We start from the raw sequence: 16,211 nt of genomic DNA, 5'->3' as shown, positions 1-16,211 counted from the left end.
GGCGCCCGGCACTCGACCGGCGCCTCGTCCACCGTCTCACCCCGGATGGGTTCGTGCACCAGGACCTCGGTCCTGTGCCGCGTCCGAGGCCGACGGCGACATCCGGGCGTTCATCGACGACGAAGTGACCTCTGCGATTCGCGGGCTCCTGCTGACGGCACAACCCAGAGCCCGGCTCACTCCGGCGCGCCGAGCAGATGCTCGAGGATTACGCGGACCTGGCTCTAGCGAGGCCGCCAGGGTCTGCCCCTCGTCAGGCCGAGGACGCCGCCGCGAGGTCGTCCGCGAGCAGCTCGGCGGCGTCGTCGTCGAGGTGATGGACCGTGAGGCGGAGGTGCCGCGACCCCTCGGCGTCGTCGATCGCGAACTCGTCCCCGGGGCGGGCGAGCCAGCCGCGCCGCATGAGGCGCTCGGCGACCTCCCGGGCGGGCGCGGCCACCGGCACCCACAGGCTGAGCCCGTCGGAGCCCGGCACGTCGATGCCGCGCTCGGCGAGCAGCCCCGCGAACGCCGCGTTCCGCGCCCCGTAGTGAGCCGCCGCCCGCTCGATGGTGGCCAACGCGTCCGCATCCGTGAGGAGCGCGTGCGCGAGCCTCTGGAGGACGTGGCTCACCCACGTGGTGCCCGGGCTCAGGCGCAGGGCGAGCCGCTCGGCCGTGCCCGGGTCGGTGGCGGTGATGGCGAGCGACATGTCCGGGCCGAGAAACTTGGACACCGACCGGACGAGTGCCCACCGCCGGTGGTCCGGCCCGACGATCGTGCGGAACGGGCGGCGCGAGAGCCGGGAGAAGTGGTCGTCCTCGATGACGAGCACGTAGGGGTGGTCCACCAGCAGCGCCCGCAGCTCGGCCGCCCGCGCCTCGCTCAGGCTCGCGCCCGTCGGGTTCTGCGCCCGCGGCGTGCAGACCACCGCGCGCACGCCCTGCTCGAGCGCGGCCCGCAGCCCCTCGACGGTCATCCCCTCGGCGTCCACCGGGACCGGGACGGGGCGGTAGCCGGCCAGCCGCACGGTACGCAGCGTGGCGAGGAAGCACGGGTCCTCGAGCGCGACGGCGTCGTCCCTCGTCAGCGCCTGCGCGAGCAGCCGCTCGACGGCATCGAACGCCCCGCCCGTGACGGTCAGCCGGGCCTCGCCCTCGGCCCCGACGTCGGGCAGCAGCCACTCCCGCGCCAGCCCCTCGAGCCCGGCGTCGATCACGCGCTCCCCGTACATCACCGGCCGGCTCGACAGCGTGGCGAGCGCCCGCTCGATGCCCGGGACGAGCGTCGGGTCGGGGTTCCCGGTCGCGACGTCGCGCAGCACGCTGTCTGCGGCGTACCCCTCCTCGGGGACCGACGCGAGCCCGGCGACGTGCGTCCCGGCGCGCCCGCGTGTGACGACGAGCCCCGCCTGGCCGAGGAGCCGGTAGGCGGAGACCACGGTGTTGCGGTTGAGCCCGAGGCGGTCGGCGAGGGACCGGACCGACGGGAGCTGCTCCCCCGGCGCCAGGCGTCCCCGCTCGACGAGGCCGCGGACGCTCTCGACGATCTCGGCCGCCGTCGAGCCCGTGATCTCGCGGGCGGTCTCAGATGTCGTCATCGGGTACGAGCCTACTGACAGGACAGGTAGGCTGTTTGGCCTAGGTCAAAACCCTGCCCCCGCACGACGACGAACGGATCCCTCGCCATGACCACCGCACCTGCCTCCGCCACCCGCCTCTCCCCCGACGCCCTCACCGACTCCCTGCGCGGCGGCGTCATCATGGACGTCGTCACCCCGGAGCAGGCGACGATCGCCGAGAACGCGGGCGCGGTCGCCGTCATGGCCCTCGAGCGCGTGCCGTCCGACATCCGCGCCCAGGGCGGCGTGGCGCGGATGAGCGACCCCGACCTCATCGACGGCATCATCGCCGCCGTCTCGATCCCCGTCATGGCCAAGGCGCGCATCGGGCACCTGGTCGAGGCGCAGGTGCTCCAGCACCTCGGGGTCGACTACGTCGACGAGTCCGAGGTCCTCTCCCCCGCCGACTACGCCCACCACATCGACAAGCGGAAGTTCACCGTGCCGTTCGTGTGCGGGGCGACGAACCTCGGCGAGGCCCTGCGCCGCATCACCGAGGGCGCGTCGATGATCCGCTCGAAGGGCGAGGCCGGCACCGGCGACGTGTCCGAGGCGACCAAGCACATCCGCCAGATCACCGGCGAGATCAACGCGCTGCGCTCACGGTCGGCGGACGAGCTCTACCTCGCCGCCAAGGAGCTGCAGGCGCCCTACGAGCTCGTCGTCGAGGTGGCGCGCGAGGGCCGGCTGCCCGTCCCGCTGTTCACCGCCGGCGGTGTCGCCACCCCGGCCGACGCGGCGATGATGATGCAGCTCGGCTCCGACGGCGTGTTCGTCGGGTCCGGCATCTTCACGTCCGGCAACCCCGAGGCGCGCGCATTGGCGATCGTCAAGGCGACGCAGTCCTACCAGGACCCGGCCGTCGTCGCGGAGGTCTCGCGCGGGCTCGGCGAGGCAATGGTGGGCATCAGCGTGGCCGACCTGCCGGCCCCGCACCGGCTCGCCGAGCGCGGGTGGTGACGGCGGGCGCGGGCCGGCGGCGGTTCGACCATCCGCCGGCTCACGGCACCCGGTAGGTCCACTTCTCGTCGGTGAACTTCTCGTCGACGAGCCTCTGCGCGGCCTCGAGCTCCTCGGGCCGTATCCCCGACTCGACGGTCGAGTACCGCAGCCGCAGATGGTCGAGGAAGGCGGAGATGATCGCCTCGCGCGCCATGCCGGTCTGACTGCGCATGGGGTCCACGCGCTTGGCGGCGGACCGCACGCCCTTGTCGGACAGCTTCTCGCGGCCGATGCGCAGCACGTCGAGCATCTTCTGGGCATCGATGTCGTAGCTCATCGTCACGTGGTGGAGCACCACGCCGTTCGCGAACCGCTTCTGGGCTGCTCCGCCGATCTTTCCGACGTCGGAGGCGATGTCATTGAGCGGCACGTACCGGGCGTTGACGCCGATCTCCTTCAACGCATCGAGCACCCACGCGTCGAGGAAGGCGTACGACTGCTCGAAGCTGAGGCCCTCGACCAGCGACGTCGGCACCACGAGCGAGTACGTGATGCAGTTGCCGGCCTCCATGAACATCGCGCCGCCGCCGGAGACGCGGCGGACCACCGACATGCCGTACCGCTCGAGCGCCTCCTCGTCGACCTCGTTGCGCACCGACTGGAACGAGCCGATGACGACCAGCGGCGCGTCCCACTCCCAGAACCGCAGGGTGGGGCCGCGGCGTCCGGCGGCGACCTCGGCGGGGAGCACCTCGTCGAGGGCCACGTGCATCGCCGGGTGGAGGGTGGGGCCGTGGACGAGCTCGAGGGTGAGGTCGTCCCAGGAGATCGCGCGGCCGAGCGCCCGGCGGACGGCGATGCCGACGCCCTCGGCGGTGAGCCCGAACGGGTGCACGTCGGGCCGGTCGAGGACGGTGGCCGCGACAGCGGCGAGGTCCGCCGCCGACGCCGACTCCGGCTGCCCGGTCAGGGCCGCGTCGAGGTCGGCGAGCGCCGAGTCGGGCTCGAGGAAGAAGTCGCCGGCCAGGTGGACGTCGCTCAGGCGCCCGTCGCTCACCTCCATGTCGACGACGACGAGCTTGCCTCCGGGGACCTTGTACTCACCGTGCACGCGCTCGAGCCTACGCACTCACCGAGATTGCGGTTCGTCGGCATCCATGCCGAGAGTGCGGCTCAGGGGCGCTCTCACCCGCACTCTCGACATGCCGTGGGGCTCCCAACCGCAATCTCGACGTGCACCAACCGCAATCTCGACGAGCGGGGGACGGTCACGAGCCCGACGCGTGGCGGTCGAGGAACTCGTAGACCTCGGTGTCGTCGACCCCGGGGAACGTGCCCGGCGGCAGCGCGGCGAGCAGGTGGGAGTGCGCACGGGCGCTCGGCCAGGCGTGCGACTTCCACCGGCCGGCGAGCTCGGCGGGCGGGCGCCGGCAGCAGGCCGGGTCCGGGCAGCTCGACCGGGCCCGCTCCCCCGTCTCGCGACCGCGGAACCACTTGGCGTGGTCGAACGGCACGCCGACGTCGATGGCGAAGTCCCCGGCGTCCGTGCGCTCCACGTGGGTCGTGCACCAGTACGTGCCCCGCCCCATGTCCGTGTACTGGAAGTGGGTGGCGTAGCGGTCGACGTTGGCGAACACCCGACGCGAGGCCCACCGCCGGCAGACGATCTGGCCCTCGACGGCGCCGGTGACGTCGGTGGGGAACGTGACGTCGTCGTTCTCGTAGGCCTTGTAGATCACCCCGTCCTCGCCGACCCGCATGAAGTGCACGGGCAGCCCGAGGTGCTCGGTGGCGAGGTTGGTGAACCGGTGGGCGGCGGTCTCGTAGGACACGGCGAAGGCGTCGCGCAGGTCGTCGATCGCAAGCGCCCGCTCCTTCTTGGCGGCGGCAAGAAAGTCGACCGCCGCCCGCTCGGGCACGAGCAGCGCGGCGGCGAAGTAGTTCGCCTCGACCCGCTGGGCGAGGAACTCCGCGTACCCGCGCGGGTCGGCGTGGTTCAGGGCGAAGTGACCGAGGGTCTGCAGGACGATCGTGCGCGGGTCGTGCCCGCCCTGGGCGGTGAGCGGCAGGTAGATCCGGCGGTGGTGGAGGTCGGTGACCGAGCGGGTCGAGCGCGGCAGGTCGTCGGTGCGATGGATCGTGAAGCCCAGGTGCTCGGTGACGGCGGAGACGCCGCGGTCGGTGAGCGGCCCGCCGCGGTGCCCCACGGCCGCCGAGATCTCCGCCGCCGCCGTCTCGATCTCCGCGAAGTAGTTGTTCCGCCCCCGCATCGACGCGCGCAGCTCGGCGTTCGCGCGCCGCGCCTCCTCCGGTGTGGCCGAGCGGATCGTCGCGCTGCGGGCGAGCTCGACGTGCAGGCCGACGAGCGCCTCGAGCGCGTCGGCCGGCAGCTTCGCGGTGGCGCGCACGGACGGCAGGCCGAGCGCCGCGTACCCGGGGTCGGCCTGGGCGCGCTCGAGCGCGAGCTCGAGGGCCGCCCGGCGCGAGGGCGGCTCGGACCGCATGAGGTCCGCGACCGGGACGTCGAGGGCCCGCGCGATCGCGTGGACGAGCGCGAGGCGCGGCTCGCGCTTCCCGTTCTCGATCTGGGAGAGCAACGACGGCGCCCGCTCGACCCGGACCGCGAGCTCGGCCAGCGTGAGCCCCGCCTCCTGACGGGCGTGCCGGATCCGGCGGCCGAGCACGGCGAGGTCGAGCTCGTCGTCGGAGGCGTTCGGGTCGACCTCCCCGCGAGAGTGCGGCCCGCCCGGCAGGGCGCCGGCGCGCCGCGCGGGTCCGTCGTCGTCGGGCGTGGTCGTTCGCGTCGTCGCGGCCATCTCTTCTCCTTCGGTGAAGATCGCTCGAACTTTACACATTCTCCTGCTGGCCGCGGCCAGAACGAGCCACGAGCGTGTACTCATCGCGGATTTCACCCGAGGTTCGCCGACCGCCACGAGGAAGAGGCACACCATGAGCATCGACGTCGAGACGCACCAGACGCACACGACGACCACGCCCCGCCCCGAGCCCCGCTCCGTCGAGGGCCGCATCCGCTCGGAGGCCGCGGACCTCGCGCAGGACTGGGCGTCGAACCCGCGCTGGGCAGGCGTGCGCCGCGACCACTCGGCGGAGAACGTCGTCCGGCTGCGCGGCACGGTCCGCGAGGAGCCCACGCTCGGGCGGCGCGGCGCCGAGCGCCTGTGGCAGCTGCTCCACACCCGTGACTACGTCCACGCGCTCGGCGCGATCACCGGCAACCAGGCCACGCAGATGGTCCGCGCGGGACTCGAGGCCATCTACCTCTCGGGCTGGCAGGTCGCGGCCGACGGCAACTCGGCCGGCCAGACCTACCCCGACCAGTCGCTCTACCCCGTCAACTCCGTCCCCGCGGTGGTCCGACGGATCAACAACGCGCTCCTGCGTGCGGACGAGATCAGCTTCTCCGAGGGCACGGACCCCGGCTTCGACTGGCTCGCCCCGATCGTCGCGGACGCAGAGGCCGGGTTCGGCGGGGCGCTCAACGCGTTCGAGCTGACGAAGGCGCTCATCGTCGCGGGCGCGGCCGGTGTCCACCTCGAGGACCAGCTGGCCTCGGAGAAGAAGTGCGGCCACCTCGGCGGCAAGGTCCTCGTCCCCACCTCCCAGCACGTGCGCACGCTCTCCGCGGCACGCCTCGCGGCGGACGTCCTCGATACGCCCACCCTCGTCGTCGCCCGCACCGACTCGCTCGCGGCCACGCTCATCACCTCCGACGTCGATCCCCGCGACCAGGTCTTCACCACCGGCGAGCGCACGGCGGAGGGGTTCTACCGCACCACGCCGGGCACCGAGGCCGTCATCGCCCGCGCGCTGGCCTACGCCCCGTACGCCGACCTGCTGTGGGTCGAGACGTCGACGCCGGACCTCGAGCACGCCCGCGAGGTGGCCGAGGCGGTCCACGCCGAGCACCCGGACCAGATGCTCGCGTACAACTGCTCGCCGTCGTTCAACTGGCGCAAGCACCTCGACGACGACACGATCGCCCGTTTCCAGCGCGAGCTCGGTGCCATGGGCTACCGCTTCCAGTTCATCACCCTGGCCGGCTTCCACCAGCTCAACCACGGGATGTTCGAGCTCGCCCGCGGCTACTCCCGCGAGGGCATGACCGCTTACGTCGACCTCCAGGAGCGCGAGTTCGCCGCCGAGGCCGACGGCTACACCGCGACGCGCCACCAGCGCGAGGTCGGCACGGGCTACTTCGACCTCGTCGCCACCGCGCTGAACCCGACCGCCGAGACCCTCGCCCTGCGCGGGTCCACCGAGGAGCAGCAGTTCCGCTGAGCGGCCCCGCCGCCCCGTCACGAAGGAGTGCACCGACATGACCCTCACCGACTTCCCGATGACCGCCCCGCTCCGTCGCGTCCCCGCCTCCCGGGTGCCCGACGTCGGAACCCCCATGCCCGACGACGAACGGCCCGCCCTCTCCGCCGACCGTGGCGCCCGCGTCGCGGTGGTCCGCCGGCCCGCCGGCCGTATCCCTTCGCCGGTGGCCCTCGCGCTGGTCGGCGCCCTGCACGAGCGGTTCGACGACGAGCGGCGCGAGATCCTGCGCGAGCGCCGGTGCCGCGCGCAGTCCGCGGCCGACGGCGCACCGATCGCCCCGGACCGCCGATCCAGCGGCGCGCACGAGGACCCCGCGTGGCGGGTGCTGCCGGGCTCGGCGCGCGCGGCGGTCGTCGCGCGGCCCCGCGGGTGGGAGGAGGCCGAGGACCGGCTCGAGGTCGGAGGCCGTCCCGCGTCGGCGACCCTCGTCGACGTCGCGTTGCACGTGGCCGACGCGCACGCCCGTCGGGCCGACGGCCCCGGCATCGAGGTCCGGCTGACCGGCCTGCAGGGGCGCCGGGAGGCGCGGCTGTGGGACGAGGTCCTCGCGTTCACCGAGCGGTGGCTCGGCCTGCCGGGCGGGACCGTGCGGGCGCGCATCGTCCTCGGCTGCGTCCAGGCGGCCACGGAGGCGGAGGAGGTTCTCTTCGAGCTCCGGGGCCGGGCGGCGACCTTCGCGCTCGGCGACCTCGACGCGCTGCAGGCCGAGGCCGCCGACGCCCGCGCGCGCACGGCCGCGGTCCAGCCGGGCTGCGGGGAGGTCGGCCCGACGCCGGCGTCCGTGCGGGCGCTGCCGGAGCGGGTCGCGCGGATCCGGTCGCGGCGCTACGCCGAGCCGGTCAGCGGGAGCGTCGCGATGGCCTCGTGACGCGGTCCGCCGCCGCGTCCCTCACCCAGGTGGGAGGACACGAGCTCGACGACGTCGGCCCGCCACGTGGGCCCCTCGTAGATCGCGAGCGCGGAGGCGAGGCCGGCCAGGTCGGTCCCGCGCGAGCGGCGTGACTCGCGGGCGACGGTCAGGTGGGCGCGGCGGCGGTCCTGGCCGGCGTGGGCCGACCGGCCGCGGCTCGAGCGGGAGCCATTGGGCCGGGAGCCGTTCGACCTGGAGCCGTTCGGCCGAGATCCGTTCGGCCGGCCGCGGGCCGGGGCGCCACCGGGGCGTCCCGGCTCGTCGTCGTGCTCCTCGTCCTCGTCGGCGTCGTGCTCGGGCTCGTACGGGGCTCCCGCGACGTCGGACATGAGGGCGGCGAGCGGGTCGGTGTCGCCGCCGACCCCGACCCACAGGGTGCGGCCGGTGAAGGAGCCGGCGCCGCGCAGCCGCAGGTCGAGCGGGGCGTGCCGGGCGGCGGCCTCGGCGAGGGAGTCGGCGGCGGCGTCGGCTGCGCCGTCGGGGATCTCGCCGTAGAAGGCGAGCGTGAGGTGCTGCTGGTCGGGCGGCACCCAGCGCAGGGGTGCGCCGGCGCCGAGCCGGAGGTTGGTCAGCGGGAGCTCGAGGTGGTCGAGCACCTCGGCGGGCGGCCGGATCGCGGCGAACAGGCGCATCGGGTCAGCCTCTCCCCCGCGGCGCCCGGCGTCCATCCGAATCGGGCGCCGGGCGGGATCCTGCCACGGTGCTCGGCGCGCGGTGGCCGGTTCGCGGCGGCCGGCGCGCGACTACCGGCTGAAGCGGGCGATCGCGTCGGCGACCTCCTTGAACTTGGCGTCCGCCTCCTCGTCTCCGGCGATGACGGCGTCGCGGACGCAGTGCCGCATGTGGTCGTCGAGCAGCCCGAGGCCCACGTTGCGCAGCGCGGAGGTCAGCGCCGTGATCTGCGTGAGGATGTCGATGCAGTACTTCTCCTCGTCGACCATCCGCTGGAGGCCGCGCGCCTGCCCCTCGATCTTCCGCAGCCGCGCGACGTAGCGGGCCTTGTCGTTGATGTAGCCGTGGTGGTGCGCTGGGTCGCTCTCCACGGAGTCGGTGCTCGCCCCGGTGGAGGCGGTCGCCGCGCCGGGCTCGGCGCCGACGGGCGGGTCGATGTCGGTCGTCGTCATGGTTGTCTCCCGTTGCTCTTCTGGTTCGCTGGTTCGCTACTTCGCCTCGACGAGCTCGCGGTCCCCCGCCGCGGTCTCCGCGCCGTGCTCGGCCCCGGTGGCGTCCGCCGGGCGGCCCTCGCCCAACGTCGACCGGAAGCCGCGCAGCGTCAAGGAGTTCGACACGACGAACACCGACGAGAAGCCCATCGCGATGCCGGCGAGCCCAGGGTTGAGCAGCCCGAGCGCGGCGACGGGGATCAGCGCGACGTTGTACGCGAACGCCCAGAACAGGTTGCCCTTGATCGTCCGCAGCGTACGGCGCGAGAGACGGATCGCGTCGCCCGCCGAGCGCAGGTCGTTGTTCATCAGCGTGATGTCGGAGGCCTCGATCGCGACGTCGGTGCCTGCGCCCATCGCGAGGCCGAGGTCGGCCTGCGCCAGGGCGGCCGCGTCGTTGACGCCGTCGCCGACCATCGCCACGCGCCTGCCCTCGGCCTGCAGTCGTTCGATGACCGCGACCTTGTCCTCCGGCATGACGTCGGCGATCACGTTGCCCTCGCCGACCCCGACCTCGGCCGCGACAGCGGCGGCGGCCCGGGCGTTGTCCCCCGTGAGCAGGTACGGCGTGAGCCCGAGGTCCGCGAACTGCGCGACCGCCTGCGCCGACGACGCCTTGATCGTGTCGCGCACGACCACCACGCCGGCGGGGACCCGGTCGATGGACACGACGACGGGCGTCGCGCCGCGGCCCTGCGCGTCCTCGAACGCCTGGGACAACTCCGCCGGGAGCTCGCCGTCCGGGCGGCCGACGACGACGGTCCGACCGTCGACGACGGCGCTCACGCCCCGTCCGGCGGAGTTCTCGAAACCGGTGGCCGCGGCGAGCTCGCCGCGCTCGGACGCGGCGGTGACGATCGCCTGGGCGATGGGGTGCTCCGAGCCCGACTCGACCGCGCCCGCGAGCGCGAGCACCGCGTCCTCGTCGCCGCCGGCGGCGGCGTGCACGCCGGTCACCGACATGACGCCCTCGGTGACGGTGCCGGTCTTGTCCATGACGATCGTGTCGACCTGACGCGTGGACTCCAGCACCTCGGGGCCCTTGATGAGCAGGCCCAGCTGGGCGCCGCGCGAGGTACCGACGAGCAGGGCGGTCGGCGTCGCGAGGCCGAGCGCGCACGGGCAGGCGATGATGAGCACCGCGACGGCGGCCGAGAACGCCCAGTTGACGTCGTTGCCGATGAGCAGGTGGACGATCAGCGCGATCACGGCGAGGACGATGACGGTCGGCACGAACACGGCCGAGATCCTGTCGACGAGGCGCTGCACGGGGGCCTTCTTCGACTGCGCCTCGGTGACGAGCTTCGCCATCTGGGACAGGGTCGTGTCGGCGCCGGTGCGGGTCACCTCGACCAGCAGCCGGCCGGAGGTGTTGATCGTGGCGCCGGTGACGAGGCTGCCGGGCGACGCGTCGACGGGGACCGACTCGCCGGTCAGCATCGACTCGTCGATCGCGGAGGTGCCCTCGACGACCCGGCCGTCGGTCGCGATCTTCTCGCCGGGGCGGACGACGAAGACGTCGCCGACCGCGAGCTGTCCGACGGGCACGCGGACCTCGCGTCCGTCGCGAAGAAGCGCCGCGTCCTTCGCCCCCATGTCGAGGAGCGACTTGAGCGCCGCCGAGGAGGCGCCCTTCGCGCGGACCTCGAACCAGCGGCCGAGCAGCAGGAAGGTGACGACGACGGCGACGGTCTCGAGGTAGATGTGGTCCATGCCGTCGGCGCGCGGCAGCAGGCTCATCTCCATCGTCATGCCGGGGTGGCCGGCGGTCCCGAAGAACAGCGCCCACAGCGACCACACGTACGCGGCGGTCGTCCCGAGCGACACGAGGGTGTCCATCGTGGTCGAGCGGTGGCGCAGGTTGAGGAGTGTGGCGCGGTGGAAGGGCATGCCGCCGTACAGGTAGATGAGCGTCGACAGCACGAGGATCGCCCACTGCCAGTTCGGGAACTGCAGCGCCGGGATCATCGAGATCGCCACGACCGGCACGGAGAAGATCGCCGACCAGATCAGGCGATCCTTGAGGTCCTTCTCCTCGGCGAGGCGTGCTTCCTCGTGCCGGTCGACGATCTCGTCCCCACCCGACTCGTCGACGGCCGGCTCCTCCGCCGCCGTCATCGCGAAGGCGTCGTACCCCGCGCCGCGGACGACCTCGATGAGCTCGTCCTCCGTGATCCTGCTCGGGTCGTAGTCGATCGTCGCGGTCTCGGTCGCGTAGTTGACGATCGCGTCCGCGCCGTCGACCTTGTTGATCTTTCGCTCGATCCGGGAGGAGCACGACGTGCACGTCATGCCCGTCACCCCGAGCTCGAGGTGGACGAGGTCCGTCGCGTCGACCGGTGCAGCAGTCTGTGCCATGTGCTCTCCCCTTCCCTAGGAGGTCGCTGGATCGTTCGTTATGCCCGGTATGGGTATCCCACGGGCGGCGGCGCGGGGCGTCGCGAAGGTCAGGCCTTGAGCGAGTAGCCGGCCTCGCTGACAGCTGCGGCGACCTGCTCGTCGGTGAAGTTCTCGCCCGTGACGCTGACCTTGCCGGACTCGTGCGACGCCTCGACCTCGGAAACGCCCGCGATCTCGCCGATCTCCTCCTTGACCGACATCTCGCAGTGCCCGCAGGTCATGCCGTCGACGAGGTACTCCTTGGTGCTGGCAGCCATGACTGTTCCTTTCGTCTCGAACGGCAGCGCTCACTGCCGTTACGACCGAGCATATACCCCCTATAGGTATCAAACAAGGGCAAGGAGCGGCCTGGCACCGGGCGTGCGTCCGAGCATGGGCGAGGGCCCGACGAGCGGAAGCGGCCCGGACAGTCACGTACACGTAGAAGCACCGACGGGTCAGAATGGTTAGCCTCGAGACGAACCACGACGACAGGCCGATTCATCGACACCCGAGCTTTCGGCATGCGATCGGGCCATGGAAGGAGCTGACGACCGATGCCGACCTGGTCGATCGAGTCGTTCCCCTTCGACGAAGGGTCCGTGACCAGCTGGGCCGGCCAGGATCCACGGCATCGCAACTGGCCGGTCGTCTACAGCATCAGCGGCACGGGGTCCGTCTACGTCGGTGAGACCGGTAACGCCGCCGGCCGTATGCGCCAGCATCTGTCGACACGGGACGGGCTCGACACCGCCAACGTCATCGTCGACGACACGTTCAACCGGTCGGCATGCCTCGACCTGGAGTCGACTCTTATCAGGCTCTTCAGCGGCGACGGCCAGTTCGAGGTGCTCAACCGCAACGACGGGATCGTCGACGCCGAGTACTACGACCGCGGCCGGTATCAGCTGCTGTTCGACGAGATCTTCGAGTCACTGCGCGAATCCGGGTACTTCACCCGGTCGATTCCCGAGATCGTCAACAGCGACCTCTTCAAGCTGTCGCCGTTCAAGGCGCTGAGCAACGACCAGGCGATCGTCGTCGAGAGCATTCTCGACGGGCTCTTCGAGGACCTCTCGAACGACGCCGACAGCCGAAGCCTTGTCGAAGGACACCCCGGCACCGGGAAGACGATCGTCGCGATCTTCCTCGTCAAGCTGCTCGTCGACATCGCGCTCTCCGACGACGAGGAGCAGATCTCGTCGGACTCGTTCCTCGCCGAGTACTTCACGCCCGGCCACCGTGAGCTTCTCGCGGACTTCCGAGTCGGACTCGTCGTCCCGCAGCAGTCGCTCCGACACTCGGTGCAGAACGTGTTCAGGCGGACGCCCGGGCTCGAGCCGGGCATGGTGCTCACGCCGTTCGAGGTCGGACGGAGCACCGACACCTTCGAACTCCTGATCGTCGACGAGGCTCACCGACTCACCATCTACTCGGCCCAGGCGATGGGAACGATGACGAAGGCCTACAGAGAGATCAGCCAGGAGCTGTTCGGGGAGGACTGGCAGGCAAAGACGCAGCTCGACTGGATCACCGCGAGGAGCAGGCACCAGATCCTGCTCGTCGACACCGGGCAGAGAGTCCGTCCCGCCGACATTCCCGAACAGACGCTGGCGGCACTGCAGGACGACGCGCACCGTGACGGCCGTCGTTACACCCTCACCTCGCAGATGCGAGTCAGGGCCGACGCCGACTACGTCGGATACATCCGTCGGGTCCTGGCCGGCTCTCAGCCGGGACGACAGGAGTTCGGCGAGTACGAGCTCGAGCTCTTCGACGACTTCGATGCGATGTACGAACGCATTCGCACGCAGAACGAGGAGTACGGGCTGTCGCGCCTCGTCGCCGGCTACGCATGGAGGTGGGTGAGCAGGCGCGACAACGCCGCCCACGACATCGAGCTCGGCAGCCACAAGCTCGCCTGGAACCGCGCAACACGGGACTGGATCAACTCACCAGGCTCGATCGGCGAAGTCGGATCGATCCACACCGTCCAGGGATACGACCTCAACTACGCGGGCGTGATCATCGGGAACGACCTGCGTCTCGACCCGCTCAGCGGACGAGTCGTCGCCGACCGCTCCTCGTACTTCGACGCCAAGGGCAAGGCCAACAACAACCTGCTCGGCATCACCTACTCCGACGACGACATTCTCGGGCTCATCCGAAACATCTACGGCGTGCTCCTGACCCGAGGGATTCGCGGGACCTACGTCTACGTCTGCGACGCACCGCTGCGCGAGTACCTGCGCCGGTTCTTCTGACGCCCCCGCACCTCACACGATCGCGGTCCCGTCCTCCCGCCGGTCCCGCAGGTCCTTCACGGCCACGGCCAGCGCGGCGAGCAGCATTTCGAGCCCCGTGCCATCCATCAGGCGTCGTCGTCGGACTCCTCGCGCTCAAGATGCGTCATGAACCAGGTCAGGCTCTCTGCAATCACGTCGAATGCGGCGGCATCCGCCAGCACCTCGACCGAGAAGCCGGGCCTGGGCCGGTCCAGCAGGTCCACTCCGGGCGCGCCGTTCAGTCGCTCTCTGAGCTCGTCCCGCAACAGCACGTCATCGAACGGCGGTCGACTCTCGAGATATTGGAAGACCACTTCAACCTTTCCGCTGGGGTACAGCGCGAACGGCCAGACCGAACCATCTGCGCCCTGAGCGTTGAAGAACGCCGTGACCTCCGAGGCTCGGCCCCAATCCATCTCGCCACCGATCGTTTCCCAGTGAGCGATCAGCCGGTGGACAGCGTCCACAATATCGGGCCCCTGGTACGAGCTGAGTTGTCTCTCGAACTGTTCAGGTCGCAGTTGGGGCACCGAAAGGCCAGACAGTTCGGCAAGGTCGATCGCCCTCAGGCGATCAGCCTCCAGGGCGCGCCCATCCTGACCGAACAACACCCCTTCAGCCCGCAGCACGTCGTGCGGGTCGTCCGTGCGCTGTGGATCGATCCACCTGAACCCGGACGCGACCCGCCCGTCTGCGGTCAGGACGCGGTGAGCGTTGGCCGTGGGGACGCGAGCGAGCCGCTGACCGACGGGAACAGGGTGCGTACCCGCAACGATGGCGACGTCTCCGTACGAGGTCCATCTACCGGCTGGAATCTCGGCCAGAATCTCGGCGACCGTCAGCCAGAGTTCCTCCGACGATCCGTCATCGACAAGCGCCTCGACCGGTCCCGGCCAGATCTCGATGATCGCATCAGCAATAGCCGACGCCCGCCGCTCGATCTCGTTCGGGCCCCACGTCTCGTGAGCGCCGATCAACTGATTCAGACGCAGCCCGCTGCGCGCGAGCTCGACCCGTTTGCGCGCGAACTCATCGTTGCTGAGTTCGCTGTTGTACCCGGTGAGAGTGAGGTTGCCGATCGCGTGCACCTTCGATTCGTGGAAGGCATGAATCTCCTCGACGCTGAGCCACTGCGACAGGTCTGCACGCCACTCGTCGGACAACGACTGAGGCATGACGTGCTCGATCGAGAGGCGTTTCATGTCGACCGGCTCCTTGGAGCCGAACGACTCCTCCAACCACTCGAGGATGAGTCGCTTGTGCAGCCCACGTCCCTGCCAGTAGTAGGGAACTGCATGCACCGCCTCGCGGACCTCGCGATCCGTCCCGTAGTACTTGCGACCACGTGACAGGAACTCACGAAGCCCGGCAGCGACATCATCTGCGGCGACGACTGCCTGGACGGCCTGGAGGAGAGTCCGGTTCAGACTGGCGGTTGCACGCCCGATGACGATCCGGCGCACGAGGTAGCTCTCGAGGATCCGAAGCGCGTCGGCTACCTCTTCTGCCGTCGACGTCCCGTCGGCGCGGCGAGACAGCAGCTGGAGCATGACGGGGAACGCAGTCTTCGTACCCCAGGTCCACAGCCGTTCGAGCCGCACCCGCACTCGTGGGTCCTTCTCTCGATCAGGCTCGAGAATGAGGACGAGCAGCTCCCCGAGCGCGGCGATGCGTCGCACCTCCAGCTCGATCTGCTCCGTCTCGACCATCACGTCGAGACGCCTCTGCTGCTTGTCGTAGGTCTCCGACTGCTTGACGCGCTCGTCACGCTGGACGGAATCGAGCCAGAACAGCAGCTCGATGTTGTCGGACGACAGCAGTCTCTCGAGCGGGAGCCATACCGACTGGTAAACGGAGTCACCGCTGTCGCCAAGCCGCATGAACAGGTAGTTCTTGAGCAGGTCAGCCTGGGTCAGCTGCAGACCGGTGTTGTTGAGCGACTCGAAGATCCGATGGACGTTGTCACCCTGCTGAGCGGTGACCGAGACAAGTGACAGGCCGGCAAGAACTGCATTCTCGATGCCCTCAACCTGATCGGCAGGAACCGAGCTGAGGACCGATCTGAAGTACCGGTACGCGGCCCCCACATGGTCCGTGCCGCCCGCGCTCGGGGCGGCACGGATGACCGCGAGATAGGCGTCCCTGTCCGCCTGGGTCGGGAGAAACTTCGTCGGTGTGCCCTTGTCCCAGACGTTGACGAGGTACTGCGAGTTGAGTCGGTCGAAATGCTCGCGACCGGTGTGCTCCGACTGATGGTCCCGCAGTGCCGCCAGCAGCAGGGTCAACGTGGTCAGTCGCTGCTGACCGTCGACGACAAGGAACTGCTGCACGCCCACCGGTCCGGCTGCCGGGCTCGTCGCCAGGACGAGCGACCCGATGAAGTGCGTGGCCGCCGGGTCGGTCCGACGAGTCTCCTCGAGCTCGACGATGTCGGACCACAACTTGGTGAGTTGTCTAGGCCCCCATTCGTACCGCCGCTGGAAGAGCGGGACGACGTACTGCTTCTTGCCCTCGAAGATGCTCTGGAGGTTGGCCTCCAATGCCGTAACCACTGATGTGTCCCCCGAACGTGTGAGCGTGTCGTCCACCCT

12 protein-coding genes are annotated in these 16,211 nt (G+C 70.6%); 4 read left to right on the top strand and 8 right to left on the bottom strand.

Translation table 11 applies throughout. The annotated features are described in order from the left end of the window. Positions 1 to 253: 253 nt before the first annotated feature. Complete coding sequence (locus tag ACPYO6_RS16220; protein ID WP_425715831.1) at positions 254 to 1,579, bottom strand: aminotransferase class I/II-fold pyridoxal phosphate-dependent enzyme; 1,326 nt, start codon at positions 1,577 to 1,579, stop codon at positions 254 to 256. 87 nt (positions 1,580 to 1,666) lie between these two features. Between ACPYO6_RS16220 and pdxS the strand changes: the two genes are divergently transcribed. Beyond that, positions 1,667 to 2,560 (top strand): pyridoxal 5'-phosphate synthase lyase subunit PdxS, encoded by an 894-nt coding sequence (gene pdxS, locus ACPYO6_RS16215; protein WP_425715830.1) that lies wholly within the window; start codon positions 1,667 to 1,669, stop codon positions 2,558 to 2,560. Positions 2,561 to 2,600: 40 nt separating this feature from the next. Here the strand turns inward: pdxS and ACPYO6_RS16210 are convergent, their stop codons facing one another. After that, the gene (locus ACPYO6_RS16210; protein ID WP_425715829.1) at positions 2,601 to 3,653 is read right to left on the bottom strand and encodes a lipoate--protein ligase family protein; all 1,053 of its coding nucleotides are present in this window, start codon (positions 3,651 to 3,653) and stop codon (positions 2,601 to 2,603) included. A gap of 157 nt (positions 3,654 to 3,810) precedes the next feature. Further along, positions 3,811 to 5,358, bottom strand: coding sequence for a helix-turn-helix domain-containing protein (locus ACPYO6_RS16205; RefSeq protein ID WP_425715828.1), 1,548 nt, complete (start codon positions 5,356 to 5,358; stop codon positions 3,811 to 3,813). Between the two features lie 133 nt (positions 5,359 to 5,491). Here ACPYO6_RS16205 and aceA point away from each other — a divergent pair, with 133 nt between their 5' ends. Together aceA and ACPYO6_RS16195 are read left to right on the top strand one after the other, a co-directional pair. Beyond that, positions 5,492 to 6,841 (top strand): isocitrate lyase, encoded by a 1,350-nt coding sequence (gene aceA / locus ACPYO6_RS16200; protein ID WP_425715827.1) that lies wholly within the window; start codon positions 5,492 to 5,494, stop codon positions 6,839 to 6,841. A gap of 37 nt (positions 6,842 to 6,878) precedes the next feature. Beyond that, on the top strand, positions 6,879 to 7,751 hold the full coding sequence (locus ACPYO6_RS16195) for a hypothetical protein (RefSeq protein ID WP_425715826.1): 873 nt from the start codon (positions 6,879 to 6,881) through the stop codon (positions 7,749 to 7,751). Here ACPYO6_RS16195 and ACPYO6_RS16190 read toward each other — a convergent pair. The 4 genes from ACPYO6_RS16190 to ACPYO6_RS16175 all read right to left on the bottom strand — a co-directional run bounded on the left by ACPYO6_RS16190 (position 7,709) and on the right by ACPYO6_RS16175 (position 11,613). Next, a complete protein-coding gene (locus ACPYO6_RS16190) occupies positions 7,709 to 8,425 on the bottom strand; it encodes a 2'-5' RNA ligase family protein (RefSeq protein WP_425715825.1) in 717 nt (238 codons plus the stop codon). The two genes, ACPYO6_RS16195 and ACPYO6_RS16190, sit on opposite strands and share 43 nt — an antisense overlap. Before the next feature lie 111 nt (positions 8,426 to 8,536). Beyond that, the gene (locus ACPYO6_RS16185) at positions 8,537 to 8,917 is read right to left on the bottom strand and encodes a metal-sensitive transcriptional regulator (protein ID WP_425715824.1); all 381 of its coding nucleotides are present in this window, start codon (positions 8,915 to 8,917) and stop codon (positions 8,537 to 8,539) included. Positions 8,918 to 8,953: 36 nt separating this feature from the next. Continuing rightward, complete coding sequence (locus tag ACPYO6_RS16180) at positions 8,954 to 11,314, bottom strand: heavy metal translocating P-type ATPase (protein WP_425715823.1); 2,361 nt, start codon at positions 11,312 to 11,314, stop codon at positions 8,954 to 8,956. An 89-nt stretch (positions 11,315 to 11,403) separates the two neighbouring features. After that, a complete protein-coding gene (locus ACPYO6_RS16175; protein ID WP_425715822.1) occupies positions 11,404 to 11,613 on the bottom strand; it encodes a heavy-metal-associated domain-containing protein in 210 nt (69 codons plus the stop codon). Positions 11,614 to 11,892: 279 nt separating this feature from the next. On the opposite strand from ACPYO6_RS16175, the gene ACPYO6_RS16170 reads away from it, so the two are divergent. After that, entirely contained in the window at positions 11,893 to 13,599 is a 1,707-nt protein-coding gene (locus ACPYO6_RS16170) for a DNA/RNA helicase domain-containing protein (RefSeq protein WP_425715821.1), read from the top strand. Positions 13,600 to 13,706: 107 nt separating this feature from the next. On the opposite strand, the gene ACPYO6_RS16165 is transcribed toward ACPYO6_RS16170, so the two are convergent. Beyond that, on the bottom strand, positions 13,707 to 16,160 hold the full coding sequence (locus ACPYO6_RS16165) for a GmrSD restriction endonuclease domain-containing protein (protein WP_425715820.1): 2,454 nt from the start codon (positions 16,158 to 16,160) through the stop codon (positions 13,707 to 13,709). Positions 16,161 to 16,211: the final 51 nt, after the last annotated feature.

It is taken from the genome of Georgenia sp. Z1344 (genome assembly GCF_049856295.1).
GTDB lineage: Bacteria > Actinomycetota > Actinomycetes > Actinomycetales > Actinomycetaceae > JB111.
This window is presented reverse-complemented; position numbering and strand designations above follow the sequence as displayed.

Excerpts from the sequence above, each read along its gene's own strand:
- ACPYO6_RS16220 (WP_425715831.1), bottom strand. The coding sequence starts at position 1,579 with ATGACGACATCTGAGACCGCCCGCGAGATCACGGGCTCGACGGCGGCC.
- pdxS (WP_425715830.1), top strand. The coding sequence starts at position 1,667 with ATGACCACCGCACCTGCCTCCGCCACCCGCCTCTCCCCCGACGCCCTC.
- ACPYO6_RS16205 (WP_425715828.1), bottom strand. The coding sequence starts at position 5,358 with ATGGCCGCGACGACGCGAACGACCACGCCCGACGACGACGGACCCGCG.
- aceA (WP_425715827.1), top strand. The coding sequence starts at position 5,492 with ATGAGCATCGACGTCGAGACGCACCAGACGCACACGACGACCACGCCC.
- ACPYO6_RS16195 (WP_425715826.1), top strand. The coding sequence starts at position 6,879 with ATGACCCTCACCGACTTCCCGATGACCGCCCCGCTCCGTCGCGTCCCC.
- ACPYO6_RS16190 (WP_425715825.1), bottom strand. The coding sequence starts at position 8,425 with ATGCGCCTGTTCGCCGCGATCCGGCCGCCCGCCGAGGTGCTCGACCAC.
- ACPYO6_RS16185 (WP_425715824.1), bottom strand. The coding sequence starts at position 8,917 with ATGACGACGACCGACATCGACCCGCCCGTCGGCGCCGAGCCCGGCGCG.
- ACPYO6_RS16180 (WP_425715823.1), bottom strand. The coding sequence starts at position 11,314 with ATGGCACAGACTGCTGCACCGGTCGACGCGACGGACCTCGTCCACCTC.
- ACPYO6_RS16175 (WP_425715822.1), bottom strand. The coding sequence starts at position 11,613 with ATGGCTGCCAGCACCAAGGAGTACCTCGTCGACGGCATGACCTGCGGG.
- ACPYO6_RS16170 (WP_425715821.1), top strand. The coding sequence starts at position 11,893 with ATGCCGACCTGGTCGATCGAGTCGTTCCCCTTCGACGAAGGGTCCGTG.